General features: G+C 47.2%; 14 protein-coding genes. All 14 read right to left on the bottom strand.

The window, feature by feature from the left end; translation table 11 throughout:
- The 14 genes from ACXAJH_RS02595 to dapG all read right to left on the bottom strand — a co-directional run bounded on the left by ACXAJH_RS02595 (nucleotide 1) and on the right by dapG (nucleotide 15,475).
- On the bottom strand, nucleotides 1–261 hold the full coding sequence (locus ACXAJH_RS02595; RefSeq protein ID WP_474968545.1) for a DUF3243 family protein: 261 nt from the start codon (nucleotides 259–261) through the stop codon (nucleotides 1–3).
- A 67-nt stretch (nucleotides 262–328) separates the two neighbouring features.
- Entirely contained in the window at nucleotides 329–1,051 is a 723-nt protein-coding gene (gene ymfI, locus ACXAJH_RS02590; protein ID WP_474993011.1) for an elongation factor P 5-aminopentanone reductase, read from the bottom strand.
- Entirely contained in the window at nucleotides 1,041–2,336 is a 1,296-nt protein-coding gene (yfmH, locus tag ACXAJH_RS02585) for an EF-P 5-aminopentanol modification-associated protein YfmH (RefSeq protein WP_474968543.1), read from the bottom strand. The genes ymfI and yfmH overlap by 11 nt, the downstream gene beginning before the upstream one ends.
- Nucleotides 2,336–3,622: an EF-P 5-aminopentanol modification-associated protein YfmF gene (yfmF, locus tag ACXAJH_RS02580; protein WP_474993009.1), complete on the bottom strand. Its 1,287-nt coding sequence runs from the start codon at nucleotides 3,620–3,622 to the stop codon at nucleotides 2,336–2,338. The genes yfmH and yfmF overlap by 1 nt, the downstream gene beginning before the upstream one ends.
- Before the next feature lie 134 nt (nucleotides 3,623–3,756).
- Nucleotides 3,757–4,716 (bottom strand): ABC transporter permease, encoded by a 960-nt coding sequence (locus ACXAJH_RS02575; protein ID WP_474968541.1) that lies wholly within the window; start codon nucleotides 4,714–4,716, stop codon nucleotides 3,757–3,759.
- Between the two features lies 1 nt (nucleotide 4,717).
- A complete protein-coding gene (locus ACXAJH_RS02570) occupies nucleotides 4,718–5,764 on the bottom strand; it encodes an ABC transporter permease (RefSeq protein WP_474968540.1) in 1,047 nt (348 codons plus the stop codon).
- Nucleotides 5,764–7,290, bottom strand: coding sequence for an ABC transporter ATP-binding protein (locus tag ACXAJH_RS02565; protein WP_474968539.1), 1,527 nt, complete (start codon nucleotides 7,288–7,290; stop codon nucleotides 5,764–5,766). Before ACXAJH_RS02565 ends, ACXAJH_RS02570 begins: the two co-directional genes overlap by 1 nt.
- A gap of 118 nt (nucleotides 7,291–7,408) precedes the next feature.
- A complete protein-coding gene (locus ACXAJH_RS02560) occupies nucleotides 7,409–8,530 on the bottom strand; it encodes a BMP family lipoprotein (RefSeq protein WP_474993451.1) in 1,122 nt (373 codons plus the stop codon).
- 104 nt (nucleotides 8,531–8,634) lie between these two features.
- Entirely contained in the window at nucleotides 8,635–9,360 is a 726-nt protein-coding gene (locus ACXAJH_RS02555; RefSeq protein WP_474968538.1) for a GntR family transcriptional regulator, read from the bottom strand.
- Between the two features lie 501 nt (nucleotides 9,361–9,861).
- The gene (locus tag ACXAJH_RS02550) at nucleotides 9,862–12,177 is read right to left on the bottom strand and encodes a DNA translocase FtsK (RefSeq protein ID WP_474991944.1); all 2,316 of its coding nucleotides are present in this window, start codon (nucleotides 12,175–12,177) and stop codon (nucleotides 9,862–9,864) included.
- Between the two features lie 127 nt (nucleotides 12,178–12,304).
- Entirely contained in the window at nucleotides 12,305–12,511 is a 207-nt protein-coding gene (locus ACXAJH_RS02545) for a YlzJ-like family protein (RefSeq protein WP_474993007.1), read from the bottom strand.
- Nucleotides 12,508–13,230 carry a ClpP family protease gene (locus ACXAJH_RS02540; RefSeq protein WP_474993005.1) on the bottom strand — a complete coding sequence of 241 codons (723 nt, stop codon included), beginning with the start codon at nucleotides 13,228–13,230 and terminating at the stop codon, nucleotides 12,508–12,510. The genes ACXAJH_RS02545 and ACXAJH_RS02540 overlap by 4 nt, the downstream gene beginning before the upstream one ends.
- Nucleotides 13,231–13,355: 125 nt before the next feature.
- The gene (gene dapA / locus ACXAJH_RS02535) at nucleotides 13,356–14,237 is read right to left on the bottom strand and encodes a 4-hydroxy-tetrahydrodipicolinate synthase (protein WP_474971446.1); all 882 of its coding nucleotides are present in this window, start codon (nucleotides 14,235–14,237) and stop codon (nucleotides 13,356–13,358) included.
- Entirely contained in the window at nucleotides 14,234–15,475 is a 1,242-nt protein-coding gene (dapG, locus tag ACXAJH_RS02530; protein WP_474968533.1) for an aspartate kinase, read from the bottom strand. The genes dapA and dapG overlap by 4 nt, the downstream gene beginning before the upstream one ends.
- Nucleotides 15,476–15,489 lie beyond the last annotated feature (14 nt).

Below are 15,489 nucleotides of genomic sequence, written 5' to 3'. Positions count from 1 at the left end.
TTACTGTTGGGAACCGTTATTTTGAACAAGCTTCACCATCATATTAGCGATTGCATGCTGTTCTTTTTCATCTGCGACGTTCCACAAATCACGAAGAACGGCTTCCTCGTTATTTTTAGCGTCTACAGAATTGGCCAGGTACCCTCCGATTTCATACGCTAGTTCGGAAACGGCTCCGTTATTAATCCCCTGTCCTTCCGCCTGATGGAGACGATCACCAAGAAAGTCTTTCCAAGAATCCCAATTATCGAGCACAGACATGTCTGTTCCCTCCTCTGAATTTTTTCAAGCTTAGTATGAGAAGGAAGAACAGGTCTTATTCATGAAATTAAGACCAGCCGCCATTGACATGGAGAATCTGTCCCGTCATATAGCGGGAATCTCCACCCAGTAAAAATCCGGCAGCATCAGCCACCTCATCTGGAGTTCCGGCACGACCCATAGGTATATCATTTTCGAGAGCCTGAAGGTCCTCCAAAGTAAGGTGTTCGTTCATCTTCGTCTGGATCAAACCAGGAGCCACCGCATTTACCCGGATATGACTGGGAGCAAGCTCCTGTCCCAGTCCTTTCACAAATGCATTCTGTGCTCCCTTGACGGAACTGTAGGCAACTTCCATGCTTGCTCCTTCTGTACCGAAAATGGAGGATATAACGATGATATTCCCTTGTTTCTTCTGAATCATATACGGCAGTATATGCCGGGTTGTCATCCACAGGGCTTTCACGTGAACATAATACAGCGCGTCCATATCCCCGGCATCCATATCCTGAAACAATCCGCTGTACATATGGCCGCCGGCAAAGATAACCGCATCCCATTCAGCTGGAAGCAGGTCGAGAAAGGCATTCAGACCTTCCTCTGTCGAAAGATCACCTTGAAAAGCGCCCGCCCATTGATCTTCCGGAACATCCTGCTGCATCGAACGGATTTTCTCTTCGTTGGTATAATACTGCACGCCTGCGGCCCAGCCATCCTCGACGACCCGGTGGGCAATTGCTTCACCAATCCCCCCGCTCGCTCCAAGGATAAGGCAGCGTTTACGATTCATTGGACTGTGGTTTTACCTGGAAAACAGCAATGGCTTCTTCATTGAGCCAGTCTTTGAGGTATTCTTCAGCATCGTCAGCTGTCAATGATTCAATCACCGGAAGCACTTCGAATAGATCAACACCAAGCGTATGGTAATGAGTGAACTGATTCGCTATAAATTCAAGTGAATTGAGCGCACGCATGAATTGACCGATTTTTTTACGCTTCATACGAGTAAAGTCTTCATCAGCTATCCGCATGTCTTTTAATTCATGCAGCATTTCCTTCACCCGGCCAGCCATTTCATCCGGTTTTCTTGAATCGCCGCCAAGAATCGTAAAGCCGAAGTGACGGTCGAGTTCTGTTTCGAACTGGAAACTGTCATCAATAAGATCCGCTTTGTACAATTCTTCATAAAAGGCTCCGCTCTTGGAGAAATAATAATCAAGAATCATGCCGGAAAGAAGTTCCCGCCGCAGCAGTTCTTCTCCTTTCAACCCGCTGACATCCTCCTTAACACCAACCATGGCTTTTGCCGTTGTTACCGGCATCGTAATGGAATGTTCCTTGCGGGCGGCATGAGCAGGTTCATCCGGATAGGAACGGTTGATTTCAGGTGCTGGAGGGAATTCTTTCTGTCCCTGGTTTTCACGAATCAATGTCATCATGGATTCAGGTTCAATGTTACCGGCCACGAATAAAACCATGTTGGACGGATGATAAAACGTTTCATAACACGTATATAGGTCGTCCTTCGTTATTTCCTGAATGCTTTCCACCGTACCGGCTATATCGACTTTTACCGGGTGATTATGGTAAAGGCTCTGGATGGTTCCGAAAAAGGATCTCCAGTCCGGCTGGTCGTCATACATGCGGATCTCCTGTGCAATAATCCCTTTTTCTTTTTCTACCGATTCCTCCGAAAAATAGGGATCCTGTACAAAATCCAGCAGAGTTTGGACATTTTTCTCCACCTGACTGGTCGCTGTAAACAAATAGGCGGTTTTTGTAAAGGACGTAAAGGCGTTTGCAGAAGCCCCGAGGCGGGTGAAATCCTGAAAAACATCCCGGTCTTCTTTTTCAAACAGCTTGTGCTCCAAAAAGTGAGCAATCCCTTCTGGAACTGTAACTTTTTCATCTTGACCGATCGGCGTGAATGTTTGATCTATAGAACCGTAATTGGTTGTAAAGATCCCGAAAGTTTTTGCCATTTCAGGCTTTGATAGAAGGAATACCTTCAAACCGTTGTCGAGTGTTTCCTGATAAACCGTTTCATTCAATTGTTGATAGACTAACTCTTCCATCACTCTTCCCCTCCCTCGTGACTTGTTAAGAAATAAATGGTGTCCAGTTTAATCTTTTCCGCCATTTGAACGACCTGCTCTTTGGTTACTCCGCGGATATTTTCGATAAGCTGGTCCGCCGGCATGTCGATTCCGGAAAGCATCTGATGGTAAAGCACTTCGATCAATCCATTGGCATTATCCATCGTCTCTTTCAGCTGATTAATGACCTGCTCCTTCGTCTCCTCCACCTGCTCTACTGTGAAGTCTCCATTTTTCATCGCTTCCATCTGCTCCAGAATAATGGATTTCGCTTGATCATAGTCCTTCGGGTCCACCCCGCTGAAGACAAGCAGAAGGCCTTTATGACTCTCAAATCTAGATGCCGCATAGTACGCGAGGCTGTGCTTTTCCCGCACATTCATGAACAGCTTCGAGCTCGGAAATCCACCGAAAATACCATTAAAGACCTGCAGCGCATAATAGTCATCATCACCGAACTTCGTGTATGTACGATAGCCGAGATGAAGTTTTCCCTGATTGACCTCTTCACGTTCAATGATCTCTGCAGATTCCTGGACATCTTTGGACACAGAAACCTGATCGTTATCTTCGTTCGTGCTGCCACTGCGTTGGAAATAACGGTCTGTTAATGTTTCCACATCTTTATCATCCATATCTCCAATTACGTATACATCCAGCATATCCTGTTGGATCATCTGCTGATAATAAGTGTAAAGTGATTCCGGAGTAATGGAGGACATGTCCTCCTGATACCCATGGACGTGAAGGGCGTAGGGCTCCCCTTTACACATGTGGTCCATGAGACGAAGGTTGGCATAGCTCATCTTATCATCTTTAATAGAAGTGATTTTCTGTTCAAGTGTCTGTTTTTCACGCTCGACGATTTCAGGGTCAAAACCGTTATCCACAGTTTTCGGATCAAACAGGACATTGTGGAACAGCTGGAATGCTTCCTCCAGAATCGGTTCGTTGTCATTCAGGTAGGATTCATTCACCACTTCCATCCGGAAACTAATGACATGGTTTTCGCCTTTTTTCGAACCATCACTGGATAAAGCTGTTCCATAAAGATTTTCAAATGCTGCCTGAAAGGACCTTACAGATGGGTGCTGGTTTGTAGCTTTTTGAAGCACATGCGGAAGAAGCGCCCTCTCCGTAATCCCATCACGTTTTAAAGGAGCTTTGAATTTGGCTACGATATTCATCGTTTTATACTTTTTACTTGGTAAAATATGTAGACGGTACCCATCTTTTTCGAGTATCGTTTCTTTTGTAATTTTCATTTCCATCCTCCTTGTACTTTTTAGTAGTATAGACGCACATGTCCATATTCATCCATTATAACTAAGTTTTATAGTAAGGGAAATGTGGACAAAAGTAAAAAAATCAGCCCGGTACCAAAGCACCGGACAGATATTTATCGGTTTCCTTTAATATATGCTTCTCCAAGGGATTTAGGTGCTTCCGCCCGTCCAATAAATCCAGCGAGTGCGAGAATCGTCAGAACATATGGAGCGATCAGCATGAAAACCGAAGGGACATCTTCTAAAAAGGCAATGTCGGAGGACACAATGCTCAGGCTTTGTGCGAAGCCGAAAAAGATAGCTGCTCCAAGAGCCCCAAGGGGATGCCACTTTCCAAAAATGACGGCGGCAAGCGAGATGAATCCTTGCCCTAAAATGGTGCCATGAGAAAAGTTCAACGCTACAGTCATAGCGTAAACGGAACCCCCCAGTCCCCCCAGGGCACCTGAAATCATCACGCCGATATAACGCATCCGGTATACATGAATTCCGTTCGTATCCGCCGCCATCGGATGTTCGCCCACCGACCTCAACCGAAGGCCGAACGGAGTTTTGTACAGCACAAACCAGGCGGCAAACGCCATGGCAATAGCAAGGTAAGACGTCCAGTACCAGCCACTGAACAACATCTCCCCTACAATAGGAATATCGTTAAGAACAGGAACATCCGAAGAGTAAAAAGGCTGCTTGATGAAGTCTGTCTGCCCTTTGTCATACCACTGCTTTGTAAGAAACAGCCCGATGCCCAGGGCAAGAAAGTTGATGGCCACACCGCTGACAACCTGATCAGCGCGGAAGGTAATCGATGCTGCCGCGTGGACGAGGGAAAACAATGCGGATACGATCACTGCCGCCAGCATGGATATCCAGGGAGTTGCAGCACCAAAAACCGTGTGGAAAGTAAGGTTAAAGACAATCCCTACAAATGCCCCCATGATCATCAGACCTTCCAGCCCGATGTTTATAACACCGGAACGCTCACTGAATACTCCGCCGAGCGCTGTGAAAATCAACGGGGTTGCAAAAATAACAGCGGATCCGAGGATACGGCTGAACACCTCTATAAATTCCATTTTATTTCCCCTCCTTCTTGAACCGTAGAAGGACCCAGCGAATCATATAGCTGGATGCAACAAAGAAAATAATAAGAGCGATGATGATTTCTACGAGTTCGGTTGGCACACCGGCTTCTGTCGGCATATTGAGGGCACCTATCTTCAGAATGCCGAATAAGAAGGCGGCAAGAACCACCCCTACAGCTGTATTTGCTCCAAGAAGGGCGACTGCGATTCCGTCAAAACCGATATTTGTAAAGCCTGATTTGATCGACATGAAACCAAACGTACCAAGGCCTTCCATGGCACCCGCCAGGCCGGCAAAAGCTCCGGATATGACCATAGCGGTTATAATGTTCCGCCCCACATTCATTCCTGCATAGTTGGATGCATGCTGGTTAAACCCGACGGCCCGCAGTTCGAATCCTTTCGTTGTCCGGTTCAATATAAACCACATGACGACCGCCATAGCAATGGCGATAATAAATCCATAGTGGATCCTTGAATAAAACGTCATCTCAGCCAGCCATTCTGATTTCAATGACGCAGTAGCAGCGATATTTTCCGTCCGGTCAGCACCATCGGTCAACAAACTTCGTATTACGGCGTTAGAGACATAAAGAGCAATGTAGTTCATCATAATCGTAACGATCACTTCATGGACACCTAATTTCGCTTTCAGAAGTCCGGGTATGAAGCCCCACACTGCCCCGGCAAAAGCCGCTGCAGTAATCGCCAGAGGGAGATGGATGACCATAGGAAGCTCAAAAGATATCCCAATCCAGACGGACGCCAGCCAGCCTACAAACACCTGCCCCTCAACGCCGATATTAAGCAGGCCTGATCTGAGGGCAAAAGCGACGGCCAGCCCCGATAGGATGTAGGGAGTCACCTGCCGGATCGTCTCACCAAAGAAGTAGGAATCCCCAAAAGCCCCCTTCCATAAAGCTGTGAACCCCTCTAACGGGTTGTATCCGAATACAAGCATAATCACAGCACCAGCACCAAGACCGAGGATAACAGAAAGCACGGGGATCAAGATATTAATCATCCGGTTGGAGAACATTAGACGCCCCCCGCTTTCTGACCAGTATTTCCAGCCATAAGCAGTCCGAGCTCCTGCTCATTCGTATCTTCCGGAGCTACTTCTCGAATAATGGAACCATCAAACATAACCGCAATCCGGTCACTGACATTCATAATTTCATCCAGTTCAAAGGAAAGAAGCAGAATGGCACGCCCTTTATCCCGTTCTTCGATCAGTTTTCGATGAATGAACTCAATCGCTCCTACGTCCAGCCCCCTTGTAGGTTGAGCGGCTATAATCAAATCTGGTGACCTGTCCACTTCCCTGCCGATAATCGCTTTCTGCTGGTTCCCGCCTGATAGAGCTCTTGCTTTTGTAAAGGCATCAGGAGTCCGGACGTCATATTCCTCGATCAAATCTGCCGCTTTTTTATAGATGTTCTTAAAGTTCATCACACCTTTTTTAGAAAACGGCTCATTGTAATAGGTCTGAAGAACCATATTTTCTCCAATCGGAAAATCAAGGACAAGACCAAACTTATGGCGGTCCTGCGGAATATGGGAGACGCCGGACTGGGTTACCTTCCGCGGTGTAAGATTGGAGATGACTTTTTCATGCAGGTGAATCGTCCCTGATTCACTTTTTCTCAAGCCTGTAACAGCTTCGATCAACTCCGACTGTCCATTACCGTCCACACCGGCAATACCGACGATTTCTCCAGACCGGACGTCCAGATTCAGTCCTTTGACCATGTGGACCCCACGCCCGTCCTTAACATGAAGATCTTTAATAGAGAGGTAGACTTCATTCGGGTGAGCGGCTGTTTTCTTCGTTGAAAAGCTGACATCACGGCCGACCATAAGCGCTGCCAGTTGATCAGGGGTCGTACCGCTCACATCCACCGTTCCGATTCCACGCCCTTTCCTTATGACTGTACACCTGTCACACACTTCCATAATTTCCTTCAGCTTATGGGTAATCAGGATAATGGATTTGCCTTCCTTCACCAGATTGTTCATGATTTCTATCAGTTCTTTGATTTCCTGAGGAGTCAGAACGGCCGTTGGTTCGTCAAAAATTAAGATATCCGCCCCTCTATAAAGCGTTTTCAAAATTTCTACACGCTGCTGCATACCGACGGATATATCACGGATTCTTGCACTCGGGTCTACATTCAGCCCGTACTGTTTCGATAACTCTGCGACCTGCTTTTCCGCTTTTTTTATGTCGACCGTACCGCTTTTTTTAGGCTCGCTGCCAAGAATGATGTTTTCAGTGACCGTAAATGTATCGACAAGCATAAAGTGCTGGTGCACCATCCCTATACCATGGGCGTTGGCTGTATTCGGATCCGTAATCTTCACTTGTTCACCACGGACTTTTATTTCGCCTTGTTCCGGCTGATAAAGGCCGAATAAAACATTCATCAAGGTGGATTTCCCCGCTCCATTCTCGCCTAGCAGCGCATGAATCTCTCCTTTTTGAACCCGGAGCGTAATATCGTCATTGGCAACAATGCCTGGAAATTCTTTTCTGATTTTCAGCATTTCAATAACATATTCCATCTCTCTTCCTCCCCCGTTTGACCTTTAAAAATCACCAAAGGAAAAGGGCCGGAACAGCTTTTCATTTGATGATTTTCATTGACATAAGAAAAGGCCGGCTCTCACCAGCCTTTTCTCCCTACAGTGCGTCTACAAAGGATTCCAGTTCTTCACGAGTGCTCGGAACTTCTACATCGCCGTTAATGATTTTTTCCTTCCATTCATTAACAGAAGAAGTAATTTCCTCCGTCATCGCTTCTTCATTTGTTTCAGCTATGCTGATAGCATCGTCCTCAAGACCATACTCAATGACTTCGCCACCCGGAAACTCCCCGTTCATCGCCTGCTCCGATACATCCTGAACAGCGATATCCACCCGCTTCACCATGGAAGTAAGTGTAACGTTGGCATCACCGATCTGGCCTTCCTCATACTGGTCACGGTCAACACCGATCACCCATATGTCTTCATCCGGACTGGCATTTTTTAAATCCTTCGCTTCTGCGAAGACTCCGTTCCCAGTTCCGCCGGAAGCATGATAAATCACGTCCACACCTTTGGAATACATATTGGAGGCTAAAGCACGTCCTTTTTCTGGATCATTGAAATTCTCAGCATATTCAATTTCTACATCAATATCCGCATTCACGGATTTAACGCCCGCTACAAAACCGGCTTCGAATTTGTTGATCAGGCTTCCGTCCACCCCGCCGATGAAACCAATTTGGTTGGATTGTGTTTTCTTTGCAGCAGCAACTCCAGCAAGGAAGGAACCTTGATGTTCCTTAAATACGATGCTTGCAATGTTGTCCCCTTCCTGAACGGAGTCAACAAGCGCAAAGCTTGTATCAGGGTACTGCCCGGCGACTTCTTTAATAGCCGGCTGCAGAAGGTAGCCGATTCCGAAAATCAGGTTGTAATCCTGACGAACAAGACGGTTCAGGTTTGTCGCATAATCCGCATCACTTTCAGACTGAGCGTAGTCAATCCCCTCGCCTTTGCTCAATCCATTCTCTTCCCCGAACGCCTGCAGACCTTCCCATGCAGACTGGTTAAAGGACTTATCATCAACACCGCCGACGTCGGTAACCATTGCCACTGAGAAGTCTCCACTTCCGCCGTCCCCGCCTGACTCTTCATTTCCAGAGCTCTCACCGGAATCTCCTCCAGTACTTTCTTCACTATCTGATGAACCACAGGCAGCAAGGAACATTCCTAACGTTACTAACAAAACAAATACCATAAGAAAACGACTTTTCAACAAAACGTTTACCCCCCTATTGGTTTAAGTATAAGTTGAAGCAAGAGAAACTTACGGCAGTTTGTAGAGGCCTCACCTCCCTGAAGTCATCAAATTGTAAACGCTTACACTCTTTTTCTCAAAACGTGAAAGCTGAATTTATCAGCCCTGAAGTAGTTGGAAGACAAAAGCATCGGGATATCATCCTGGGAATAATGCATCTGTTTAAGCAGGAGCAGCGACTGATCCGGCTCACAGTTCAGAATTGGTGAAATCCGGTCATGGAAGCCGATCGGTTCAATGTGCGTGACGGCATAGCCGATCTTCTTTCCAGTGTATTTCTCCAGTACATTGAACAAAGAGTCCGCTTCTCGGATCTGATCAATGGGAAGCAGCCCTTCCGGTATCTTGTCTGTGCAGTAAACGACAGGATGCTCGTCCGCTGTCCGCACACGCTCCACTTTGGCCAGGTGCTCGACATCCAAAGGTGAAAAACGTTTTTTATCTTCTTCGGTCGCTTCTACTAAATCAGCAGAAAGATACTGGGTACCTGGTGTCATCCCCGACTTCGTTATCATGCCTGTCACACTGTCGAGTTCTTCAATGCCTGACGTAAACAAAGGCTTCGGGTTCACAAACGTCCCCACCCCGTGACGTCTTGTGACGACTCCCTCTTCTTCAAGAATCCGCAGCGCCTCTCTTAAAGTAGCTCGGGAAACACCGAGCGATTTAGAAAGCTGGAACTCGGAAGGCAGTTTCTGCTTTTCTTTAAAGATACCGTTTTCAATATCTCTTTTCACTTGTTCAATCACCTGTAAATAAAGGTGACGTGTATCCTGTTTGATTGACATATGTTTCACCCCGGAATCTATGGATCAGCCAGTGTCACAGCAGTGATCTGACCTCTGACGTTCGACACATCATATTTTGACAATAATATAACACTATTCAACAGATAAATAAATAGACTTAGTTCATTTTTATGAATTTTGCTTCATTTTTGACAGAATGTGAAACTTTAAGAATGATCATATTTTTGAACACATTCTTCATGTTCATCTTATTAAAAGGCGCTGTTATTGCTTGGTGTTGTTAGTTAACATGTGAGCTTCTATCCCCCTTTTCTGTCATGGGATTTGCAGGAGGCGGCCTTGGGAATGACTCCCTTTTCGCGGGGTACCGTGAGCCGCGGAAAGCGGACAGTTTTCCCTGCCATCCCATGCTCTGAGTAAACAACGGACCGGACCCCTGATTCCAGGCGGAGACGATTTAGTAATCGTTTAAAATATCAACAACAGACTTTAACAGAGCTTATTAAAAAAAGACAGCCTGGTTAACCAGGCTGTCTTTTTTCATGATGTATGCTGTTCCTCACTCTGCTGGGATACCAGGACAGAACGCGGCTTGCTTCCTTCATAAGGACCGACAATGCCGTTATCCTCCATAGCATCGATCAGGCGCGCAGCCCGTGTATACCCGACACGGAAACGGCGCTGGAGCATGGAAACACTCGCACTCTGCATTTCTATGACCATCTGTACCGCATCAGGATAGAGATCATCATCCACTTCCTGTTTTACTTCACTTTCTTCTTCAGGGATCATTTCCTCCTGGTACTGGGCTTTCTGCTGGTCGACACAGAACTGCACGACCCGCTCCACCTCCTCATCAGACAAGAAGGCCCCCTGGACACGTGTCGGCTTGTTGGAACCGACCGGCGTGAACAGCATGTCTCCCCGGCCGAGGAGTTTTTCGGCTCCACCGGAATCGAGGATGGTCCTTGAATCGGTCTGTGAGGATACGCTGAACGCAATCCGGGATGGAATATTGGCTTTAATGACACCGGTAATGACATCCACCGAAGGACGCTGGGTCGCAATAATCAAATGGATGCCGGCGGCACGGGCCATCTGGGCCAGCCGTGTAATGGCGTCTTCTACTTCGTTGGAAGCTACCATCATTAAGTCGGCAAGCTCATCCACCAGGACAACGATGTAAGGCAGCTGCGGCTGCTCATCTTCCTGTTCCTGATTGTGTTTTTTAATGTACTCATTATAGCTCTCAATGTTCCTTGTTCCGGTATCAGAAAACAGGTCGTACCTCCGCTCCATTTCCGATACCACTTTTTTCAAGGCCCGGGAGGCTTTTTTAGGATCCGTCACAACGGGCGCAAGGAGATGAGGAATACCGTTATACACATTCAGTTCCACTTTTTTCGGGTCTATCATCATCATTTTCACTTCGTGGGGCTTTGCTCTCATAAGAATACTCGTAATAATGCCATTGATACAGACACTCTTACCACTTCCTGTCGCACCGGCGACAAGCATGTGCGGCATTTTATTCAATTCGGACATCACGGCTTCACCGGAGATATCGCGCCCTAGAGCAAAGCTGAGCTTGGATTCAGGATTTGACCTGCCTGTTTCCAATACTTCCCTCAGAGAAACCATCGACACTTCCTGATTCGGCACCTCAATTCCGACGGCAGACTTTCCCGGAATTGGTGCTTCAATCCGGATATCCTTGGCTGCAAGAGCAAGAGCAAGGTCATCGTTAAGGTTTACGATTTTACTAACCTTAACCCCTACATCCGGGTAGACCTCATATTTTGTGACCGAAGGCCCGACATGAACTTTGGTTACCTTTGCTTTCACGCCGAAACTCTGGAACGTTTTCTCCAGTTTTCTTACCGTAGCCTGGATGTGTGAACGCCCCTGGCTCTGAGGGGATGATGTGGGTTCATCCAGCAGTTCAATTCCAGGCAGATGATAATCATGGTTTTCCAGTTCAGCTGTTGGCATGGATTTTTCAAGCGCCGCGTCCTCGCCATCAGATTCCGGTTTACCGGCTGAAGGCTTGGTAGAAGAAGGCTGTTCTTTTTCCTGAGCTGCATAGGCGGTTTCTGTGAAGTCCTGTATGATCGGTTCATTCTTCGATTCTTCTTCCACAACGGAAGGCGAATCACTGATGTCATAGACCACAGCTTCCTCTTCTTCTTCCTGTTCCTTTGCTTTTTCTTCTTTCTTCACTTTCCGGTCTTGTTTTTGATTCTTCATTCTGGCCACCTGTTCACGGCCCAGTTTTTTCATATTCTTTCCAATGACCGCAAACAGTTCCCCCAGCGACCATTCACTCACAAACAATATGCCTGTGATAAATAGGAAAAAGGCGACGATGGCTGCCCCGGCCTGGGCAAACAGATAATAGGTGATGGATAATAGAACAGCTCCTGTCAACCCGCCTCCGGCACTGTAGAAGGAGCGCTCTCCGCGCATCATTTCTGTAATCCGTTCCCATGTCATCGTTAATATGGATCCATTTCCTGTTCCTAAATCAGCAGACAGAGTCTCCAGATGCGTAAACAGAATGAGGGATATAAGAATCAGATAAATACCAAATAAGCGTTTATGTAAAAACGAAGGCCACCTTCTCTTCACCATTAAGAAGATTCCTACAATGAGAAAGAACAGCGAGGCGATAAAATACCAGACGCCGAAAAGGAACTGCCAGAACCTTTCCAATCCACCCGGGATGGCTCCATCGCTGATCGCTGATGCCCCGCTTCCAATCACAGCAAGAAAAAGAAACAAAAGACCCACGAGCTCAAATTTTACATGGCTCTTCAAATTGGATTGCTTTTTCTTTTTTTTGCGTTTTCCAGCCATAATAATTCCACCTCCTGACTAAAACTGAAAAGAGAAGGATGCCGGTGCTTCCTTCATACACTGCTGAAGAAAAACGACCGACATCCCGCCATTCAGTTCTTATATTATACCACAGCTTGTCCTCTTGTTACGAGTCCAACCATTGACCCGGCTGTAAAGACGGATTCAGAAAATGAGAAGGATCTGTAGAGAGAATCTGGACAATCTGCTTTTTACCGTCCTGCCCCTTTCTGCACATCATGGGACAGTCTTCGTGTTCGTGATACACCATCTCCATGGTGGATTCGTCAGGAAAAACATCATACTCACTTAGAGGGGTATATAAAATCGTCATTGGACCACCTGACTGTACGCATTTTTATTGCTTTCAATCAATTCGTTCAATTTAGCCATCGCTTCCTTGACACCGCCCACTGCATCTATGAGGCCGTGATCCACCGCCTGCTGACCGACAACATTTGTTCCGATATCCCTAGTAAGGTTGCCTTTATCAAACATAAGTTCCTTGAATTTTTCTTCGGGAATATTGGAATGCTTGGTGACGAAACTGATGACACGCTCCTGCATCTTATCCATGTATTCAAACGTCTGCGGCACTCCGATAACAAGACCTGTCATCCGAATCGGGTGAATGGTCATCGTGGCTGTTTCCACAATAAATGAATAGTCGGCTGATACGGATATCGGGACGCCGATGGAATGGCCTCCTCCAAGCACGATGGATACCGTCGGCTTGGAAAGCGAAGAAATCATTTCTGATATAGCCAATCCGGCTTCTACATCGCCGCCCACTGTATTCAAAAGGACGACAAGACCCTCGATTTTCGGGTTCTGCTCAATAGCGATCAGCTGTGGGATGAGGTGCTCATACTTAGTCGTTTTGTTTTGTGAAGGCAGTTGGACATGGCCCTCCACCTGGCCGATGATCGGCAGGACATGGATATTTGAATCTGCCGGCTGAGGGACATTGCTCTGCCCAAGCTGCTGGATTTTGTCAACAAGGGATGACTGGGATTTGGATGGATCTTTTTCTTTGGAAGGTTCGTCTTTCATCTGTTCCGCTCCTTTCACATTCTTTTCCCGTAGTATGACTGAAAACGGAAAGAAACATACAGAGAATCCAATGCTGTGGGAGCGGAATGCGGATGGGAAAAGAAAAAGACCGGCCTATCAGCCGGTCAGCTCTGTACAGAAGAATGATCCAGCAGTGTTTGGATATCTTTCTCTTCCTCTTCCGTCAACGCACGAAGTGGAAGCCTCACACCGCCGGTTTCAATACCTATACAGCGCAGGGCTGCTTTTACGGGTGCAGGGGAAGGCGCTGAAAACATGCCCTCAAAGATCGGAAGCAGTTCCCGGTGCAGGGCTCCTGCTTTCCGTCCTCTTCCAAGGTCGAACAGACGAAGCATCCGCTGCATTTCATCTCCGATGACGTGTGATGCTACAGAAATGATGCCTGAAGCGCCAATCACATAGGCCGGCAGTGTCAAATGATCATCACCACTGTACACATCAAATCCGGGGCCTGTGCGGGATACGATGGAGGCAATGGCATTGAGGTCACCGGATGCTTCCTTCACAGATGTTATGTTGCTGATTTTTGAAAGCCTCACGACCGTATCCGGTTCTATTTTTGTTACGGACCGCCCGGGTACATTGTAAACCATAACGGGGAGAGAGACGGATTCGGCTGCCGCTTTGAAGTGACGATACAGGCCTTCCTGATCCGGTTTGTTATAATACGGAGCTACGAGCATAACCGCATCGACGCCTGCTGCTTCTGCCTGACGGGACATTTCAATCGTATCCCTCGTGTTGTTGCTGCCCGTGCCTGCGATGACCGGAATTCGCTTATGAACGACCTGGACGACATGCTTCCATAAGGAAATTTTTTCACTTCGGGTCAACGTCGGAGATTCTCCTGTGGTCCCCGTTACGACAAGGCCGTCGGAGCCGCTGCTTATGAGGTGTTCAATAAGGATGGAGGTTTGATGAAAATCCACCCGGTTTTGTTCATCGAAAGGAGTGACCATAGCCGTTAAAACTTTCCCAAAACTCATGGCTGCATTTCTCCCTTTCTTGTTGTATGACTCAGCTGAAAGACGTCGTGAAGGGCATTGACGGCCTGGATCAAATGTTCTTCTTTTATCAGAACCCAGATGGTGGTATGGGAGTCTGCGGACTGAAGAATTTGAATCCCTTTGTCTGTCAGTGCTTGAACGATGTCGGCCGTGACGCCCGGAATCCCAGTAATGCCTGCCCCGACTGTGGATACTTTCGCACAGCCTTCCCGAATTTCCGGTTCGTAACCGATATCCTGAAGAATCCGGCGGGCTTTTTTCGTATAGAGGTCGCTGATGGTGTAGAGAACGCCGCTTGGAGAGATATTAATGAAGTCGACAGAAATGTTGGCGGATGCCATCGATTTGAAGACATCGGATTGAAGTTTGGAAGGGTCTTCCTTGGACTGAACTTTAATTTGAGTAAGCCCGTTGATATGGGCGATCCCGGTCACCGTTCTTTCAATTAAATCACGGCCGGAGGCATGGTCTCTCAATCCCGTCACCAATGTACCCGGGGAATCGGAATAGGTCGACCTTACACGGATGGGGACTTTCGCATGCATGGCAATTTCAACAGCACGGGGATGGATGACTTTGGCACCTTGATAAGCCAGGTTGCAGATTTCATTGTACGTAATGCTCTGGAGGGGCCGGGCACCTTCGACAAGCCTCGGATCTGCGGTCATAATACCTTCCACATCGGTGAATATGTCGATGTACTCCGCCTGAAGTGAAGCTCCCAGTGCGGCAGCCGTTGTATCACTGCCTCCTCGGCCGATCGTCGTAGTCTCTCCCTGAAGCGTCTGCCCTTGGAATCCTGCGACGACTACAACATCCACCTGTTTCAATTCCCTGTAAATGCGGCCTGGATTCATTTGCGTGATTTTTGCTTTTGTAAAATCATCATTGGTAACGATTCCAGCCTGGGCACCAGTCAAGGATACCGCTTTGATCCCTTCTTTGCACAATTCATGACAGAATACAATCGAGGAGATAATCTCCCCACAGGACATCAACAAATCCTGTTCCCTTGGTGATACATCAATGTCCGGAAAATGAATCAGGCTTAACAGCGTATCTGTGGCATACGGACTCCCCTTGCGCCCCATAGCCGACACGGTCACCACTACTTTACTACCCTCATTCAACGCTTTTTTTACATGATGGACAGCCCGGGATCTGCTTTCCAGATCCCGGACTGATGTTCCTCCGAACTTTTGTACAATCAATTTCATTCGGCCACCTCAAC

Source organism: Halobacillus sp. ABD4_316, from assembly GCF_056161385.1.
Note: the sequence above shows the minus strand (reverse complement) of the source record. Positions and strands in the feature narration are given on the sequence as shown.

Bases quoted from the DNA above. Each gene is read 5' to 3' on its own strand.
- ACXAJH_RS02595 (WP_474968545.1), bottom strand. From the start codon at position 261: ATGTCTGTGCTCGATAATTGGGATTCTTGGAAAGACTTTCTTGGTGAT.
- ymfI (WP_474993011.1), bottom strand. From the start codon at position 1,051: ATGAATCGTAAACGCTGCCTTATCCTTGGAGCGAGCGGGGGGATTGGT.
- yfmH (WP_474968543.1), bottom strand. From the start codon at position 2,336: ATGGAAGAGTTAGTCTATCAACAATTGAATGAAACGGTTTATCAGGAA.
- yfmF (WP_474993009.1), bottom strand. From the start codon at position 3,622: ATGAAAATTACAAAAGAAACGATACTCGAAAAAGATGGGTACCGTCTA.
- ACXAJH_RS02575 (WP_474968541.1), bottom strand. From the start codon at position 4,716: ATGGAATTTATAGAGGTGTTCAGCCGTATCCTCGGATCCGCTGTTATT.
- ACXAJH_RS02570 (WP_474968540.1), bottom strand. From the start codon at position 5,764: ATGTTCTCCAACCGGATGATTAATATCTTGATCCCCGTGCTTTCTGTT.
- ACXAJH_RS02565 (WP_474968539.1), bottom strand. From the start codon at position 7,290: ATGGAATATGTTATTGAAATGCTGAAAATCAGAAAAGAATTTCCAGGC.
- ACXAJH_RS02555 (WP_474968538.1), bottom strand. From the start codon at position 9,360: ATGTCAATCAAACAGGATACACGTCACCTTTATTTACAGGTGATTGAA.
- ACXAJH_RS02550 (WP_474991944.1), bottom strand. From the start codon at position 12,177: ATGGCTGGAAAACGCAAAAAAAAGAAAAAGCAATCCAATTTGAAGAGC.
- ACXAJH_RS02545 (WP_474993007.1), bottom strand. From the start codon at position 12,511: ATGACGATTTTATATACCCCTCTAAGTGAGTATGATGTTTTTCCTGAC.
- ACXAJH_RS02540 (WP_474993005.1), bottom strand. From the start codon at position 13,230: ATGAAAGACGAACCTTCCAAAGAAAAAGATCCATCCAAATCCCAGTCA.
- dapA (WP_474971446.1), bottom strand. From the start codon at position 14,237: ATGAGTTTTGGGAAAGTTTTAACGGCTATGGTCACTCCTTTCGATGAA.
- dapG (WP_474968533.1), bottom strand. From the start codon at position 15,475: ATGAAATTGATTGTACAAAAGTTCGGAGGAACATCAGTCCGGGATCTG.